18 protein-coding genes are annotated in these 15,755 nt (G+C 58.8%); 5 read left to right on the forward strand and 13 right to left on the reverse strand.

The annotated features are described in order from the left end of the window. Positions 1–80 precede the first annotated feature (80 nt). Genes ATI02_RS16395 through exbB form a run of 3 tightly spaced genes read right to left on the reverse strand, consistent with a single transcriptional unit; the run spans position 81 to position 2,212 of the window. A complete protein-coding gene (locus tag ATI02_RS16395) occupies positions 81–827 on the reverse strand; it encodes an energy transducer TonB family protein (protein ID WP_100846810.1) in 747 nt (248 codons plus the stop codon). Next, a complete protein-coding gene (gene exbD, locus ATI02_RS16400) occupies positions 824–1,252 on the reverse strand; it encodes a TonB system transport protein ExbD (protein WP_095187912.1) in 429 nt (142 codons plus the stop codon). The genes ATI02_RS16395 and exbD overlap by 4 nt, the downstream gene beginning before the upstream one ends. A gap of 6 nt (positions 1,253–1,258) precedes the next feature. Continuing rightward, positions 1,259–2,212, reverse strand: coding sequence for a tonB-system energizer ExbB (exbB, locus tag ATI02_RS16405; protein ID WP_095187913.1), 954 nt, complete (start codon positions 2,210–2,212; stop codon positions 1,259–1,261). 188 nt (positions 2,213–2,400) lie between these two features. On the opposite strand from exbB, the gene ATI02_RS16410 reads away from it, so the two are divergent. Continuing rightward, a complete protein-coding gene (locus tag ATI02_RS16410) occupies positions 2,401–3,258 on the forward strand; it encodes an SDR family oxidoreductase (protein WP_100846811.1) in 858 nt (285 codons plus the stop codon). A 141-nt stretch (positions 3,259–3,399) separates the two neighbouring features. On the opposite strand, the gene ATI02_RS16420 is transcribed toward ATI02_RS16410, so the two are convergent. From ATI02_RS16420 to ATI02_RS16445, 6 genes are all read right to left on the reverse strand, one after another. Further along, the gene (locus ATI02_RS16420) at positions 3,400–4,140 is read right to left on the reverse strand and encodes a putative periplasmic lipoprotein (protein ID WP_095187915.1); all 741 of its coding nucleotides are present in this window, start codon (positions 4,138–4,140) and stop codon (positions 3,400–3,402) included. Between the two features lie 69 nt (positions 4,141–4,209). Next, positions 4,210–4,590: a deaminase RidA gene (locus tag ATI02_RS16425; protein WP_003229509.1), complete on the reverse strand. Its 381-nt coding sequence runs from the start codon at positions 4,588–4,590 to the stop codon at positions 4,210–4,212. A gap of 24 nt (positions 4,591–4,614) precedes the next feature. Continuing rightward, positions 4,615–6,720 (reverse strand): bifunctional GTP diphosphokinase/guanosine-3',5'-bis pyrophosphate 3'-pyrophosphohydrolase, encoded by a 2,106-nt coding sequence (gene spoT / locus ATI02_RS16430; RefSeq protein ID WP_095187916.1) that lies wholly within the window; start codon positions 6,718–6,720, stop codon positions 4,615–4,617. A 57-nt stretch (positions 6,721–6,777) separates the two neighbouring features. Further along, positions 6,778–7,041: a DNA-directed RNA polymerase subunit omega gene (rpoZ, locus tag ATI02_RS16435; protein ID WP_007894670.1), complete on the reverse strand. Its 264-nt coding sequence runs from the start codon at positions 7,039–7,041 to the stop codon at positions 6,778–6,780. A gap of 167 nt (positions 7,042–7,208) precedes the next feature. Continuing rightward, positions 7,209–7,829: a guanylate kinase gene (gene gmk, locus ATI02_RS16440; RefSeq protein ID WP_100846812.1), complete on the reverse strand. Its 621-nt coding sequence runs from the start codon at positions 7,827–7,829 to the stop codon at positions 7,209–7,211. Between the two features lie 12 nt (positions 7,830–7,841). Then, the gene (locus ATI02_RS16445) at positions 7,842–8,705 is read right to left on the reverse strand and encodes a YicC/YloC family endoribonuclease (RefSeq protein WP_095187979.1); all 864 of its coding nucleotides are present in this window, start codon (positions 8,703–8,705) and stop codon (positions 7,842–7,844) included. 270 nt (positions 8,706–8,975) lie between these two features. Between ATI02_RS16445 and rph the strand changes: the two genes are divergently transcribed. The 3 genes from rph to gltS all read left to right on the forward strand — a co-directional run bounded on the left by rph (position 8,976) and on the right by gltS (position 11,696). After that, positions 8,976–9,698, forward strand: coding sequence for a ribonuclease PH (gene rph, locus ATI02_RS16450; RefSeq protein ID WP_095187917.1), 723 nt, complete (start codon positions 8,976–8,978; stop codon positions 9,696–9,698). 28 nt (positions 9,699–9,726) lie between these two features. Beyond that, positions 9,727–10,095, forward strand: coding sequence for a DUF4870 domain-containing protein (locus ATI02_RS16455; RefSeq protein WP_095187918.1), 369 nt, complete (start codon positions 9,727–9,729; stop codon positions 10,093–10,095). A gap of 392 nt (positions 10,096–10,487) precedes the next feature. Beyond that, positions 10,488–11,696: a sodium/glutamate symporter gene (gltS, locus tag ATI02_RS16460; RefSeq protein ID WP_095187919.1), complete on the forward strand. Its 1,209-nt coding sequence runs from the start codon at positions 10,488–10,490 to the stop codon at positions 11,694–11,696. A gap of 103 nt (positions 11,697–11,799) precedes the next feature. Here the strand turns inward: gltS and ATI02_RS16465 are convergent, their stop codons facing one another. Beyond that, entirely contained in the window at positions 11,800–12,579 is a 780-nt protein-coding gene (locus ATI02_RS16465; protein WP_007920349.1) for a catabolite repression control protein Crc, read from the reverse strand. A gap of 82 nt (positions 12,580–12,661) precedes the next feature. On the opposite strand from ATI02_RS16465, the gene pyrE reads away from it, so the two are divergent. Further along, complete coding sequence (gene pyrE, locus ATI02_RS16470) at positions 12,662–13,306, forward strand: orotate phosphoribosyltransferase (RefSeq protein WP_095081295.1); 645 nt, start codon at positions 12,662–12,664, stop codon at positions 13,304–13,306. A 167-nt stretch (positions 13,307–13,473) separates the two neighbouring features. Here the strand turns inward: pyrE and ATI02_RS16480 are convergent, their stop codons facing one another. The 3 genes from ATI02_RS16480 to argB all read right to left on the reverse strand — a co-directional run bounded on the left by ATI02_RS16480 (position 13,474) and on the right by argB (position 15,744). Beyond that, entirely contained in the window at positions 13,474–13,857 is a 384-nt protein-coding gene (locus ATI02_RS16480) for a hypothetical protein (protein ID WP_100846813.1), read from the reverse strand. Beyond that, entirely contained in the window at positions 13,844–14,416 is a 573-nt protein-coding gene (locus ATI02_RS16485; RefSeq protein WP_095187921.1) for a hypothetical protein, read from the reverse strand. Before ATI02_RS16485 ends, ATI02_RS16480 begins: the two co-directional genes overlap by 14 nt. Before the next feature lie 422 nt (positions 14,417–14,838). Next, positions 14,839–15,744, reverse strand: a complete 906-nt coding sequence (gene argB / locus ATI02_RS16495; protein WP_003229488.1) for an acetylglutamate kinase — start codon at positions 15,742–15,744, stop codon at positions 14,839–14,841. Between the last annotated feature and the right edge of the window lie 11 nt (positions 15,745–15,755).

The raw sequence follows: 15,755 nt of genomic DNA on the forward strand, positions 1-15,755 counted from the left end.
GCGCTGGGTCAGACAAACATGAGCTGACTGACGCGACCTCTTCGCGAGCAGGCTCGCTCCCACAGGTATTGCGGTGTTACTTAGCGGCGACGTTCCAGCGAGTAAACAAACGGCGCAACAATTTCGATTGAGCCATTGGTCAACATGTCGGCCGGTGGCTTGGGCAGCGGTTGCGCACGGCGGATCATTTCCAGGGTGGCCCGGTCCAGATCGGCGTTGCCTGAGCGGCCCACCAGTTCGAACGACAGCACGTTGCCTTCGCCATCGACCACGAAACGCAGACGGTTCAAGCCTTCCTTGCCACGTGCCTGAGCACTCTGCGGGTACTTTTTGTACTTGGCCAAATGCGCAAGCAGCGTGCCTTGCCAACTGGCCTTGGCAGCCATTTGTGCCGGCGACGGACCCGGTGCCGGTGCAGCGGATTTCTCCGTCGGCGCTGGAGTCGGTGGCGTGTCGGCCGGTTTTTCCTCGGAAGGTTTTTCCTTCGGCGAATCGGGCAGCTTCTTCTCGACCGGCTTCGGCGGTTTAGGCTTTGGCTTCGGCTTGGGTTTCTGCACCGCGATTTCGGCTTTCGGTGCTTCGGCGAGTTTCGGAATCGGCAACTCTTCAACCGGAGCCGGTGGCTGCGGTGGTGTGACGACTTTCGGCGGAGCAGGCGGTGGCGGGGCCGGAACCGGTGCCAGCTCGACCATCATCGCCTGTGGAGGCAATTCGATGGGCGGGCGGGCGGTCCAGTTCAGCGCCAGCGCGATGGCCAGCGCGTGAACGCCCAGCACCACGGCCAGGCTACCGCTGTAACGCGTCAGCTTATGGCGCGTCGTGATCATTTCTTGACTGCGCTCTCGAGGCCGACCAAACCGACTTTCAGGTAGCCTGCTGCGCGAAGGTTATCCATCACGCTCATCAGGTCGCCGTAATCCACGCCTTTGTCAGCCTGGAAGAAGATCGTCGTGTCTTTCTTGCCCTTGGTGCGAGCGTCGAGGGTGGCGCCCAGTGCTTCAGGCTTCACTTCGTCTTCGCCGAGGAACAGGCGCTGGTCAGCCTTGACGCTGAGGAACACCGGTTTCTCTGGCCGCGGTGCCGGTTTGGCGGTCGAGGCAGGCAGGTCGACTTTGATGTCCACAGTGGCCAATGGAGCGGCCACCATGAAGATGATCAACAGCACCAGCATCACGTCGATGAACGGCGTGACGTTGATTTCGTGGTTCTCGGCCAGATCGTCGTCTGCGCCTTCTTTCAAATGCAGGCCCATGGCCGATTACCCCACTTTCACCATGTGCGGTTGCGAGCTGCGCTCAGGCTGGTGGTCGAGGTCACGGCTGACCAGCAGCAGGACTTCTGCCGACGCATCGGACACCTGCGCCTTGTAACCGGCGATGGAGCGGGCGAACACGTTGTAGATGACAACGGCTGGAATTGCCGCGACCAGACCCAGTGCGGTGGCCAGCAGCGCTTCAGCGATACCTGGTGCTACGACGGCCAGGTTGGTGGTCTGGGTTTTGGCGATGCCGATGAAGGAGTTCATGATGCCCCACACGGTGCCGAACAGACCGACGAACGGTGCGGTGGAACCGATGGTTGCGAGTACGCCAGTGCCGCTGCTCATGTTGCGACCGCAGGCGGCGACCAGACGCTCGAGACGGAAGCTGACGCGCTCCTTGATGCCTTCTTTCTCGCGGCTGTTGGTCGACAGGCGCATCTCTTCAAGGGCGTCGTGGACCAGCAGGTTGGCAAGGGTGCCTTCTTTTGCGGCAGTGGTGCTGGCTTCTTTAAGCGTGGTGGCTTTCTTCAGGGCGGCGATTTCACCCCGCAGACGACGCTTGGCGCCCATCAGCTCGAAGCCTTTGGCGATCCAGATGGTCCAGGTGATGATCGACGCGATGGCCAGGCCGATCATCACGATTTTCACGATGATGTCGGCGTTCTGGTACATGCCCCATGGCGACAGGTCGTGGGCCATGCCCAGTGTATTGTCGGCTTCGAGCGCTTGCGGCGCATCGGCAGGCGTAACGTCGAGGGTCTGGACCGGAGCGGTCGCGTCAGGTGCGGCAGCCGCAGGCGCGGTCTGTTCGGTAGCAGCCGGTGTCGCAGGCGCTTGAGCGTCGGCGAAAGCAGCGGTCGGTGCCAGCATCAAGCTGAGCAGCAGAGCCGCCAGAGCGCTCCAGGCGCGAGGTCGGTTGGTTGGCGAAGCGGGGTTTTGATTACGTGTCATGCTGGCCGGACCTGAGATAGAAAAACGGTAATGCTCTTCCAGGCCTCGTGAGGCCGAGAACAAAAGTGGCCTGCATTATTGCAAGTAATTCTTGTTAACAAAAGTAATAGAGTATCTTTTTTTCCTTGATTGCTAGCCGCACGACTCGTGCCAAGGCTAGTCTGTCGCTTTCCGATGGGAGTTTTTTGATGTCCGCGCCTTCTGTTTTGATTGCTGGTTGTGGTGATGTCGGCAGTCGACTGGCTACGCAATTGCTGACCGCTGGCTGGGAAGTTCATGGTCTGCGCCGCAATGTCTCGTGCTTGCCGGACGGTGTTGTCGGCGTTGCCGGCGATCTGTTCAACGAAGACTGCCCGGCGACCTGGCCGGTGGGGGCCGTGGATTATCTGGTGTATTGCGCAGCGGCGACCGATCACGATGAGGCCGGCTATCGCGCGGCTTACGTGCAGGGTTTGCAGAACGTGCTGAGCTGGCTGGGCGACTATGGGCAAGTGCCTGAGCGCCTGATCTTCGTGTCCAGCAGCAGTGTCTACGGGCAACTGGACGGCGAGTGGGTGGATGAGACTTCCGAAACCGTCGCCACCGGTTACTCAGGTCGATTGATGCTCGAAGCCGAGCAGGTGGCACTCAATAGTGGAATCCCCGCGAGCGTCCTGCGCCTGACCGGTATCTACGGCCCGGGCCGTGAATGGCTGCTGACGCAGGTGCGTCGTGGTTATCGCGTCGCCGTTGATCCGCCGTTGTATGGCAATCGCATACATGCCGACGATGCAGCCGGATTGCTGGCGTTCCTGCTGGAGAAGGATCGTCAGGGCGTGAAGCTGGAGGATTTCTATATCGGCGTTGATGATGCACCGGCGCCGTTGGCTGAAGTAGTGGGTTGGTTGCGCGAGTATTTGGGTGTAACGGAATGGGCGGAAGATGCCAGCGTGCGGCGCACCGGCAGCAAGCGCTGCAGCAATGCCCGGGCTAAAGCGTTGGGCTGGATGCCGAAATACCCAAGTTATCGCGAAGGCTATGCTGCGATCCTCGAAGGTAAATGCTGACTCCCAGACACCCCTGAAAACAACTGTGGGAGCGAGCTTGCTCGCGAAGAGGGAGTGTCAGGCAACTTTAATGTCGACTGATCCACCGCTTTCGCGAGCAAGCCCGCTCCCACAGGTTTATGTGTTGTTCTCAGCGCGTGCTTACTGCTTCTCGAGCAACCACTTGCGCTCGCCCGGCGTGTACTGCGGCATTTCATCCGCCAGCGCGGTGTTCACCGCCTGGAAGATCTCCAGTTCCTTGCCCTTGCGCGCAAAGATATAGGCATTGCCCTGACCATTGAGTTGCAGCCACATGTTGTCATTGTTGCTGCTCATCGAAGCGCAATCGCCCGCCAGGCACAAGGCATAACGGTCGGCGCCCGGCAGGCCGCTGACTTGGCCGTCGGCCTGGAACTGCACGGTGCCGCCTTCTCCTTGGCCGCTGGCAATCTTCCAGTTGCCGCCCATGTAGGCGGAATACAGTGCGCGTTCGAAACTGGCGCCAATCGGCGCGCCTTCCGGTACCGGAATCTGCGCGCGGTCAAAAACCTGTTCCGGTTCGTTTTCGCTGGCGGCTTGTTGCAGTTGCCCGCCGTCGCGTTTCAGTTCGCTGGCCGAGCTGCCATAGAAGTCGACTTTCCAGGCGCCGGACTGTTCGCCCAGCAGCCGTCCTTCGACGTTCTCAAAACCGTTGGTGTAGCGGGCCTGACTGGCCTTGGTGTTGACGTCCCACTCCAGGTTCGGGCCGTAGGCCTGAAGCGCTTCGCGCAGGGGGCCGCCCTTGGCTGCGGCATCGATCGCCACCTGATTGATCCAGGTGCCGCTGATGTCACGGTCGGCGGGGTTGCTGGCGCAGCCGCCGAGGAAAATGGCGAGCAGCGGGAGAGCTAGCGCTTTGCGCATGGTGGAATCCTTTCAAAACCTTTTCTTGCTGAGCAGTCGGCGCGGCGTTTGAGGGCCGCGCCGTGCGCATCACTCGATGACCAGAATGGCATCCATTTCAACCTGCGAACCCTTTGGCAGGGCAGCTACGCCGATGGCGGCTCGGGCCGGGTATGGCTGGTCGAAGTACTTGCCCATGATCTCGTTGACCTTGGCGAAGTGGCTCAGGTCGGTGAGGAAAATGTTCAGTTTGACGATGTCCTTGAACGAACCGCCGGCGGCTTCGGCCACGGCTTTGAGGTTCTCGAACACCTGGACGGTCTGGGCTTCGAAGCCTTCAACCAGTTCCATGGTTTTTGGGTCCAGAGGAATCTGACCCGACATGTAGACGGTGTTACCGGCCTTGATTGCCTGAGAGTAAGTACCGATGGCGGCTGGGGCCTTGTCGCTGGTGATAACAGTCTTGGTCATGTATGACTCCTTGTTAGGTGTGAGTTATGCACGCATGCGGGTGATGCGGATCACCCCGGTCAAGGCGCGCAGCTTCTTGATTACGCGGGCCAGGTGCACACGGTCGTGGACGCTGACCACCAGTTGCACGACGCTGATGCGACCATCGCGTTCGTCCATGCTGATTTTCTCGATATTGCCGTCGGCTGCGTTGACGCTGCTGGCCAGCAGCGCAATCAGGCCGCGCTGGTGTTCCAGCTCGACGCGCAGTTCGACGTTGAATTCGCCGGTGACATCCTTGGCCCACGAGAGCTGGATGCATTTTTCCGGGTTGTGCCGGACCTCGCTGATGTTGCGGCAGTTGTCCAGGTGCACGACCATGCCTTTGCCCGCCGACAAGTGACCGACAATCGGGTCGCCCGGGATCGGCGTGCAGCATTTGGCGTAGCTGAGAACCAGGCCCTCGGTGCCGCGAATCGCCAGCGGGCCTTCGGGGCTTGGCAGTTGTTCGCCCTCGCCAAGCAGGCGGCGCGCCACTACATAGGCCATGCGATTGCCCAGACCAATGTCTTCGAGCAGGTCTTCGATCAGTTCGAGGCGGTATTCGGTGAGCATCGCCTTGACGCGCTCGGCCGGGATCTTTTCCAGGGCGCTGTCGAAACCATTGAGCACCTTGTTCAGCAGGCGTTCGCCGAGGCTGATGGATTCGGAACGGCGCTGCAGTTTCAGTGCATGGCGGATGTGCGTGCGCGCCTTGCCGGTAACCACGAAGTTGAGCCACGCCGGGTTTGGTCGCGCGCCGGGCGCGCTGACGATCTCGACTGTGGAGCCGCTTTGCAGCGGTTCGGACAGCGGTGCGAGGCGGCGGTTGATCCGGCAGGCAATGCAGCTGTTGCCGACGTCGGTGTGTACCGCGTAGGCAAAGTCGACCGCCGTGGAGCCTTTTGGCAGCTCCATGATCCGGCCTTTTGGCGTGAAGACGTAGACCTCGTCCGGGAACAGGTCGATCTTCACGCTTTCGATGAATTCCAGCGAGTTGCCGGCACGTTGCTGCATTTCCAGCACGCCTTTGACCCACTGACGAGCGCGGGCATGAGTGCCTTTGGGCTGCTCGTCACCGCTGGACTTGTACAGCCAATGGGCAGCGATGCCGTTGTTGGCCATCTCTTCCATTTCGCGGGTACGGATCTGGATCTCGATCGGTACGCCGTGCATGCCGAACAACGTGGTGTGCAGCGACTGATAGCCGTTGGCCTTGGGGATCGCGATGTAATCCTTGAAGCGCCCCGGCAACGGTTTGTACAAATTATGTACAGCGCCTAGCACGCGGTAGCAGGTATCGACCTTGTCGACGATGATCCGGAACGCGTAGACGTCCATGATCTCGTTGAAGGCCCGACGCTTGCCGCGCATTTTCTTGTAGATGCCGTAGAGGTGTTTCTGGCGACCGCTGACTTCGCCCTGGATGCCGTCGATTGCGAGGCAATGGCCGAGGGATTCTTCGATCTTGTTGACGATTTCCTTGCGGTTGCCCCGGGCGCGCTTGACCGCCTGGTAGATCCGCGCGGAACGCATCGGGTGCATGGCCTTGAAGCCGAGGTCTTCGAATTCGATACGAATCGCGTGCATGCCCAGGCGGTTGGCGATGGGTGCATAGATCTCTAGGGTTTCTTTGGCGATCCGACGGCGTTTTTCGCCGGACAGCACTTCCAGCGTACGCATGTTATGCAGGCGGTCGGCGAGTTTGACCAGGATCACGCGAATGTCGCGTGCCATGGCCATGGCCATTTTCTGGAAGTTTTCCGCCTGGGCTTCGGCCTTGGTCTCGAAATTCATCTGGGTCAGTTTGCTGACCCCGTCGACCAGTTCGGCCACGGTTTCACCGAACTGCGCTTGCAGCGCTTCTTTGGCGATACCGGTGTCTTCGATCACATCATGCAGCATCGCCGCCATCAGGCTCTGATGGTCCATGTGCATGTCGGCAAGAATATTGGCCACGGCAAGAGGATGCGTGACGTACGCCTCGCCGCTGCGGCGGCGTTGGCCGTCGTGGGCTTGTTCGGCGTAGAAATACGCTCGGCGGACCAGGTTGACCTGGTCATTGCCGAGGTAGGTCGATAAGCGATCGGCGAGGGCGTCTATGCTCGGCATGATGACTCCTGCCGTTGGCTGTGACCCCGCGCCGTGCTACGTCGACCAGGCATAGACTTAGACGGCCTCGTTGGACTCGTCCTCGAACGCTGCGAACAGCGGTTCGTCTTCGACGATTTCAGCGTTGGCGATGAACTCGTAGCTCATCAGGCCTTCAGCGATTTCACGCAGCGCTACAACGGTAGGCTTGTCGTTTTCCCACTGAACCAGTGGCTCTTTGCCGCCGGTGGCCAGTTGACGGGCACGCTTGGTGGACAGCATGACCAGCTCAAAACGGTTTTCCACGTGGTTCAGGCAGTCTTCAACGGTTACGCGGGCCATGGTATTCCTCGGAGCGAATGCAATATGCGCGCTGCCCGGTTGGGCGAGCGGACTCAACAGTTTAAAAAATCACCAGCGATTAGGGAAGCGCTGATTTTTTGACCAAGCCCTTCAACGCGCTGCAAGTGCCAATGTAAAGCCCTTGCAGCGGTTTTGGGAAGCTCTGTTTAGCCGAGCAGTTCAGCCAGCAATTTGCCGAAACGCACCTGTTGGCGCTTCTGTTGCAGCTGATTGGCGCGGAAAATCGCCTTCAGATCGTCCAGCGCATGAGCAAAGTCGTCGTTGATGATCAGGTAGTCGTACTCAACGTAGTGGCTCATCTCATTGACCGCTTCGCGCATCCGCCCGTCGATGATCTCGTCGCTGTCCTGGCCGCGATTCGTCAGGCGCTGGTGCAGCGCTTGCAACGATGGCGGCAAAATGAAGATCGAGCGGGCCTGCGGCATCAGCTTGCGCACTTGCTCGGCGCCCTGCCAGTCGATTTCCAGAATCAGGTCGTGGCCTTCGTCCAGCGTTTGTTGCAGATGGCTTTGCGAGGTGCCGTAGAAGTTGCCGAACACTTCGGCGCGCTCGAGGAAATCACCGTGCTCGCCCATCTTTACAAAGGCTTCGCGGGTCACGAAGTGATAGTTCACGCCGTTCACTTCACCCGGACGCATGGCGCGGGTGGTGTGCGAGATCGAGACGTGGATCTCCGGGTTGGCGTCGGTCAAAGCCTTGACCAGGCTGCTCTTGCCCGCGCCCGATGGCGCGGAAATGATGTACAGGGTGCCGGTGCTGTGGGTCATGTCGGGGTAGCCTTACTCAATATTCTGCACTTGTTCGCGCATCTGCTCGATCAACACCTTGAGGTTGACGGCGGCCTGGGTGCTGCGCGGGTCGAAGGCCTTTGAGCCCAGTGTGTTGGCTTCGCGGTTGAGCTCCTGCATCAGGAAGTCCAGGCGACGTCCGGCCGCACCACCGGACTTGAGCACCCGGCGAACTTCAATAATGTGGGTGCTCAGACGATCCAGTTCTTCGGCCACGTCGCTCTTTTGCGCGAGCATGACCATTTCCTGTTCCAGGCGCTGCGGATCCATCTCGGCCTTCATGTCGGCGAAGCGGTCGAGAACCTTCTGGCGCTGGGTGGCGAGCATCTGCGGAACCAGTTCACGCAGGGTCACGACGTCTTCTTCGATGGAAGTCAGGCGCTCGTTGATCAGTCGCGCCAGTTCCGCACCTTCACGTTCGCGGCCGGCCTTGAGCTCTTTCAGACCTTGAGTGAACAGGGCCAAGGCTTCGGCGTTCAGCGCTTGCGGGTCGGTTGCATCGGCAACCAGCACGCCAGGCCAGGCCAGCACTTCCAGTGGATTCAGCGCGGCGGGGTTTTTGATCAGGCCGGCGATCGTCTCTGCGGCAGCGACGAGTTGCGCGGCGCGCTCGCGATCGACTTGCAGCGGCTTGCCGGTGCTTTCTTCAGTGAAGCGCAGGGTGCATTCCAGTTTGCCCCGCGACAGCCCCTGACGCAGCGCTTCACGCACGGCGCCCTCGAGGTCGCGAAACGACTCTGGCAGGCGCAGGTGCGGTTCCAGATAGCGGCTGTTGACCGAGCGCAATTCCCAGCTCAGGGTGCCCTGGACGCCGGCTTTTTCGACGCGGGCGAAGGCGGTCATGCTGTGCACCATGGCGGTGACCTCGCAATGCAGATCGGCGCAGAACTTCAGTTCCGCAGACGCGATATGAATGAATTTAAGCCGACTGGCAGCAAAGGCGCAGGATTGTAGCGCAGTGCGGCGAATGCGCCCAAACACACGGTGTGACAAAGGGCTGCAGCCCGTCGGTAATCAGTGTTTCAAGGCCTTGAGTCGTCCGCGCGGATTTTTAACCAGTGCCCACTGGCGGTGCACCGCTCTATAATGCTCGGCAGTTTTCCGTCCCCAGTACAGGTATTCCCTATGAAACGTCCAAGTGGTCGCGCTGCCGATCAGCTCCGCTCGATCCGCATTACCCGCAACTACACCAAACACGCCGAGGGATCCGTACTGGTCGAATTCGGTGATACCAAAGTCATCTGCACCGTCAGCGTCGAAAACGGCGTGCCGCGGTTCCTCAAAGGCCAGGGCCAAGGCTGGTTGACCGCTGAGTACGGCATGCTGCCGCGCGCCACCGGCGAGCGAAACCAGCGTGAAGCGAGCCGTGGCAAGCAGGGTGGTCGTACCCTGGAAATCCAGCGCCTGATCGGCCGTTCCCTGCGCGCGGCTCTGGACATGTCCAAGCTCGGCGACGTCACTCTGTATGTCGATTGCGACGTGATCCAGGCTGACGGCGGCACCCGCACTGCGTCGATCACTGGCGCCATGGTTGCGCTGGTCGATGCGCTGAAAGTGATCAAGAAGCGCGGCGGCCTGAAAGGCGGCGATCCGCTCAAGCAAATGATCGGTGCGGTATCGGTCGGCATGTATCAGGGCGAGCCTGTGCTGGATCTGGACTATCTTGAAGATTCCGCTGCCGAGACTGACCTCAACGTGGTGATGACCAGCTCCGGTGGCTTCATCGAAGTGCAAGGTACTGCTGAAGGCGCGCCGTTCCAGCCTGAAGACCTGAACGCCATGCTGGAACTGGCCAAGAAAGGCATGAACGAAATCTTCGAACTGCAGAAAGCCGCACTGGCCGACTGAGCAGGTTCTAACCCGCAAGGAGGACGCGATGAGTGACGAGCAAGAGCTGCTGCCCAAACCGAGCCAGGAGGTTCGTCAATGGGCGATGTTTTGTCACCTGTCCGCCTTGCTGGGGATCTGGATTCCGTTTGGCAATCTGATCGGCCCGCTGATTCTGTGGCAAATGAAGCGTGAGACGGATCCGTTCATCGACGCTCAGGGCAAGGAAGCGCTGAATTTTCAGATCACCGTGGCGATTGCTTCGGCCATCTGCCTGTTGCTGATGTTGTTGATTATCGGCTTCTTCCTGTTGGGCCTGCTGGCCATCGGTGCGCTGGTCTTGACGATCATCGCTGGAGTGAAAGCCAATGACGGGTTCCCTTATCGATACCCGTTCACCTGGCGACTGATCAAATAACGATCAATTCGAAACCTCAGCGCTTCGCAAGGTTTTAATACAAATGCCCTGACTTATCGGGGCATTTGTGTTTCTGCAACTTGACTAATTACTCTTTCATGTAGGACTGGTTCTACGCGCGACAAGTGGTAGTAAATGTTTGTATGTATATTTCAACGCTTACACTTTTAGTCACAACTACAATGGGTTAGCGCGATCTCAGTCCTTGGCAATAAGACTTGGCGATTGTTAAGGTTACTCCGCACAACGTTGCTTCAGAAATATCTCGTTATATTCAAGCCATCGAAGGCTCTTGAATTCCAATTCAATCAGTGTTGAGACAATCAGCCGATTCTGTGGGCGTGCGCGGGTAAAAAGTGCGCCTGATGAATATACAGCCAAGAATAATCCCAATGATTCAGCTCGATTTTTATGGAACGCTCGTCGCCGCCTCTCTGGTGCTTTTGCTGGGGCGCGGACTTATTGCACGAGTCGGTTTCCTGCGTAATTACAATATTCCTGAGCCCGTGGCTGGTGGCCTGGTGGTTGCTCTGGTTTTATTGATGCTGCGTACTTTTGATATAGAAATCAGATTCGATACTTCGCTGCAAACGCCTTTGATGCTGGCATTCTTTGCCACTATCGGTTTGAGCGCAGACTTTGCCAGCCTGAAAAAGGGTGGTCGCGTAGTCGGCATTTTTCTCCTGGCGGTTACCGGGCTTCTGGTGGTTCAGAACGCCTTGGGTATTGGTCTGGCCAAAACGCTGGGGCTTGATCCGTTGATGGGCCTGCTGACGGGCTCGATCACGTTGGCGGGCGGTCACGGTACGGGGGCTGCCTGGGGAACGGTGTTCAGTGAAAAGTACGGCCTGGCTTCGGCGTCCGAACTTGCTATTGCTTCGGCAACATTCGGCCTGGTCCTGGGTGGCTTGATTGGTGGGCCGGTGGCTCGGTTACTTATCAAGCGCGTGCAAGTACCGGGTTGCCAACCTCAGGAAACGCCACGGTTGCCAAAGGGTTTCGAGCAGCCGAACAAAGAGCGCTCGATTACTCCTTTTTCGTTCATCGAGACACTGGCTCTGATCGCCGTCAGCCTGTTGGCCGGCAACGTTCTGAACGGCCTGCTATACGGAACCGCTTTCGAATTGCCAACGTTTGTCTGCGTTTTGTTCGTGGGCGTGTTGCTGCGTAATGGTCTGTCGGCGCTGGGCCTGTATCAGGTATTCGAGCGTGAAGTGTCGGTGCTGGGCAATGTCAGCCTGTCGCTGTTTCTGGCGATTGCCTTGATGTCGCTAAAGTTATGGGATCTGGCTGCGTTGGCATTGCCGATCTTTATCATCCTGGCTGCACAAACACTGGTCATGGCGCTTTTTGCGATTTTCGTGACCTTCAGAGTAATGGGCCGCAATTACGATGCGGCGGTATTGGCGGCTGGGCACTGCGGTTTCGGGTTGGGTGCGACGCCAACGGCCATCGCTAACATGCAGGCGGTGACGCAGCGCTTCGGCCCTTCGCAGATCGCTTTTCTCGTCGTGCCGATGGTGGGGGCGTTCTTTATCGACATCATTAACGTCATCGTGATCAAGCTGTATCTGTCGCTGCCGTTTTTCGTCGCAGTGTGATCTACGGACGTTTACAGCGTAGATGGGGCTGCTTTCGCCCCACAGACGCATAAAAATGCCCGTATATTTCGATACGGGCATTTTTATGTCGGCGAAGCGACGCTTAGATGGTCAGCGTCCAGTCGTAGTCGACGATCAGCGGTGCATGCTGCGAGAACCGTGGCTGACGCGGCAGGCGTGCGCTGCGCACGAAGCGCCGCAGGCCCGGGGTCAGGATCTGGTAGTCAAACCGCCAGCCCAGATTGAGCATCTCGGCCTGTTCGTTGTCCGGCCACCAGCTGTACTGGTCGCCTTCACGGCTGACTTCACGCAGGGCATCGACATAGCCCATGTTGCCGACAATCTCGTCCATCCAGGCGCGTTCTGGCGCCAGGAATCCCGGGGATTGCTGGCTGTCGCGCCAGTTCTTGATGTCGAGCTTCTGCTGCGCCACGTACAGCGAGCCACAATAAATGTACTCGCGACGTTTGCGTCGCTGTTTGTCCAGATACTTGCCGAAGTCGTCCATGAGCTTGAACTTCTGGTTCAAGTCCTCATCGCCGTTCATCCCCGAAGGGAGCAGCAAGGTGGCAATACTGACTTTGTCGAAATCTGCTTGCAGGTAGCGCCCGTAGCGGTCGGCCGTCTCGAAACCGAGACCGCTGATGACAGCCTTCGGTTGCAACCGCGAATACAAAGCCACGCCACCTTGGGCAGGGACTTCAGCATCGCAGGCATAAAGGAAGTAGCCATCCAGTTGGAAGGCTGGGTCATCCAGTTCAAAGGCGGAGGCACGGGTGTCCTGCAGGCAGATGACGTCGGCATTCTGTGCTTGCAGCCAACTGAGCAAACCACGCTCGACTGCAGCCTGAATACCATTGACGTTCACACTGATGATCCGCATAAATGGCCCCAAAAATCGCGTGCGTGTATGATACACGGCGTCAAGCTAATTAGCTAAATCCGTGGTATTTGGGGTTTTTTTCATGCAAGCGTATCAGCGCGATTTCATTCGTTTTGCCATCGATCGCGGCGTTTTGCGCTTCGGTGAGTTCACCCTCAAGTCCGGGCGCACCAGTCCCTACTTCTTCAATGCCGGGCTGTTCAACTCGGGTTCGGCCCTGGCGCAGCTCGGTCGCTTCTATGCGGCGGCCATTGCTGAAAGCGGGATTGCCTTCGACGTTCTGTTTGGCCCGGCCTACAAAGGCATCCCGCTGGCGGCGACCACCGCTGTGGCGCTGGCCGAGCACCACGACCGTGACCTGCCATGGTGCTTCAACCGCAAGGAAGCCAAGGCTCACGGCGAAGGCGGCAGCCTGGTCGGCGCACCGCTGACCGGTGACGTGCTGATCATCGACGATGTAATCACCGCCGGCACCGCAATCCGCGAAGTGATGCAAATAATTGCTTCCCAGGACGGTGCCAAGGCCGCCGGCGTGCTGATCGCCCTGAACCGTCAGGAGCGCGGCAACGGTGAGTTGTCGGCCATCCAGGAAGTGGAGCGCGATTTCGGCATTCCGGTGATCAGCATTGTTTCGCTGAACCAGGTGCTGGAATTCCTCGCTGACGATCCGCAGCTCAAGCAGCACCTGCCAGCCGTGGAAGCGTACCGGGCCCAGTTCGGCGTCTGACTGCGGTCAGCTTTTGTGGGAGCGGGCTTGCTCGCGAATGCAGTTGTTCATTCAGCATTGATGTCGACTGATACGACGCATTCGCGAGCAAGCCCGCTCCCACAGGGGATGTTCGGTGATAAGAAGACCCCGTTCATTCAGGATGAACGGGGTCTTTTTGTTTGCGGTTAATGTAAGTTTCGCCATTTCTTCAGCAGTTTCAGAGTCAATCCCGCGTTGATCAGCGCGAATGCCAGCAACGCCACAACCACCATCACGTATAGCGTGCGATCAACCTCAAAATCCCATAGATCCAGTGTGCTGCTGCCGATAATGCCCACGGCGGCTGGCAGGTTGACGTAAAACAGCGCTGCAAAGGCGCCGGTCAGTGGCAGCGCACACTTCAAGAGCACCCCCAAGACCTTTTCCCTGCTGCGCTTTCTTGCCTGAAGGCCTTGTTGATGCTCATCCAGCGCCAACGCCTCATTGAGCGTCGGCCAAGCCAGATTGAACAGGAAGGTGGTCAAGGTCAGCAGCAAGCCACTGACCGCGACGATGTCACTGAACGGCATTGAGTCCCAACGTTGCGCACAACAAATCGTGGGAGTCCTCGCTGATTTCAAACTGCCCGGCGCTGCCCTTGCGTTTGATGATGGGTTTGAAGGTCGGCTCGTTTTGCGTGATGAGCATGTTCAACTCATCGCGGATCACGTCTGAACTGATGACCACCAGATAGACATCCTTCGCATGTTCCGCAGACTCGACGACCCCGCGCATGCTGTGCTGCAGGATGTCGTCGAGCTGATTGCGGAAGCGCGACACGGTGTTCTTCAGCAAGGTTTTGCTTTGGCTTTGGGTCAGTTGGAAGATCGTCGATATCTGCGATTCAGTCGGTAAAGTCTGCCCGAAGTAGCTTTGAATCAGGTAAAGCAGGCGATCCTGCTTGGCCTCATCGGCCCGACTGGGCATGCCGCCCTCGACCAGCATTTTCAGGTATTCCGTCAGGCTGGCCTTGGCGATACGCTGCAGGGCGTGGGCGATTTCGGCGTCGCCAATACGCAAGGTCTTCTTGACCGGTTCCTTTTGTTCCTGCTCGAAAGCGTCGGCGTCGATCGTGAACGATATCTGCATGGCTCAGGCGCTCCGGGGTTATTTTTCGTTGCTGTCCGGGTACGGATCCTGGGGTGCATCACCTTGGCCGCGGAGCACTTTCCAGCCTTTGAGCGGGTGCGAGGCTTCTGTGAAGTCGGGGCAGGGCGGCATCGATGATTGCGACGGGCCTGAATACTCTCGGCCGCAGTCCACGCAAGCGTAGGTACCTGCTGAAATGTCACTGCCGTATGGAACGTGGTCTTTTTGCATGAGTAAATCTCCGGTGGGTGAAGGGAAGATCCTAGGGAGATTTGTTCTGATGGGCTGTCGGACGTTTCGCTGAGTGAAGTCAGACGCTTCCTGCGCGGATAAAAAAGATCGCAGACTTCGTCAGTTCCTACAGCACTTTCGTACTGTGTTGCAGGAGCTGACGCAGACTGCGATCTCTTGTGTTTCAGCGATCAGGGGCGTTTGCGATTGCTGATCAGCGTACCCACACCGGTATCCGTGAAGATTTCCAACAGGATTGCGTTAGGCACGCGGCCGTCGATGATCAACGAGCTGCCGACACCGCCCTGAACTGCTTCCAGTGCACAACGAATCTTCGGCAACATGCCGCCGTAGATCGTGCCGTCGGCGATCAGGTCGTCGACCTGCTGTGTGCTCAGACCAGTCAACACCGTGCCGGACTTGTCCATCAGGCCGGCGATGTTGGTCAGCAGCATCAGCTTCTCGGCCTTCAGTGCTTCGGCAACCTTGCCGGCCACCAGATCCGCGTTGATGTTGTACGACTCGCCGTTTTCACCCACGCCGATCGGCGCGATCACCGGAATAAAGTTGCCCTTGACCAGCAGGTTCAGCAGCTCGGTGTTGATCCCGACCACTTCGCCGACCTGACCGATGTCGATGATTTCCGGCTGGGTCATCTCCGGGGTCTGGCGGGTAACGGTGAGCTTCTTCGCACGAATCAGCCCGGCGTCTTTACCGGTCAGGCCGATGGCGCTGCCGCCGTGACGGTTGATCAGGTTGACGATGCTTTTGTTGACCTGACCGCCCAGGACCATTTCCACCACGTCCATGGTCGCGGCGTCGGTGACGCGCATGCCATCGACGAAGTGGCTTTCGATCGACAGACGCTTGAGCAGATCACCGATCTGCGGGCCGCCACCGTGAACCACGACCGGGTTGATGCCCACGGCTTTCATCAAGACGATGTCGCGGGCGAAGCCGGTTTTCAGCTCCTCGCTTTCCATCGCGTTGCCGCCGTATTTGATCACCAGGGTCTTGCCGACATAACGTCGGATGTAAGGCAACGCTTCGGACAGGACCTGGGCGGTGTGGGCGGCGGCTTCGCGTTCGAGGGTCATTCAGGGCTCCG

Source organism: Pseudomonas baetica (genome assembly GCF_002813455.1).
Taxonomy (GTDB): Bacteria; Pseudomonadota; Gammaproteobacteria; order Pseudomonadales; family Pseudomonadaceae; genus Aquipseudomonas; species Aquipseudomonas baetica.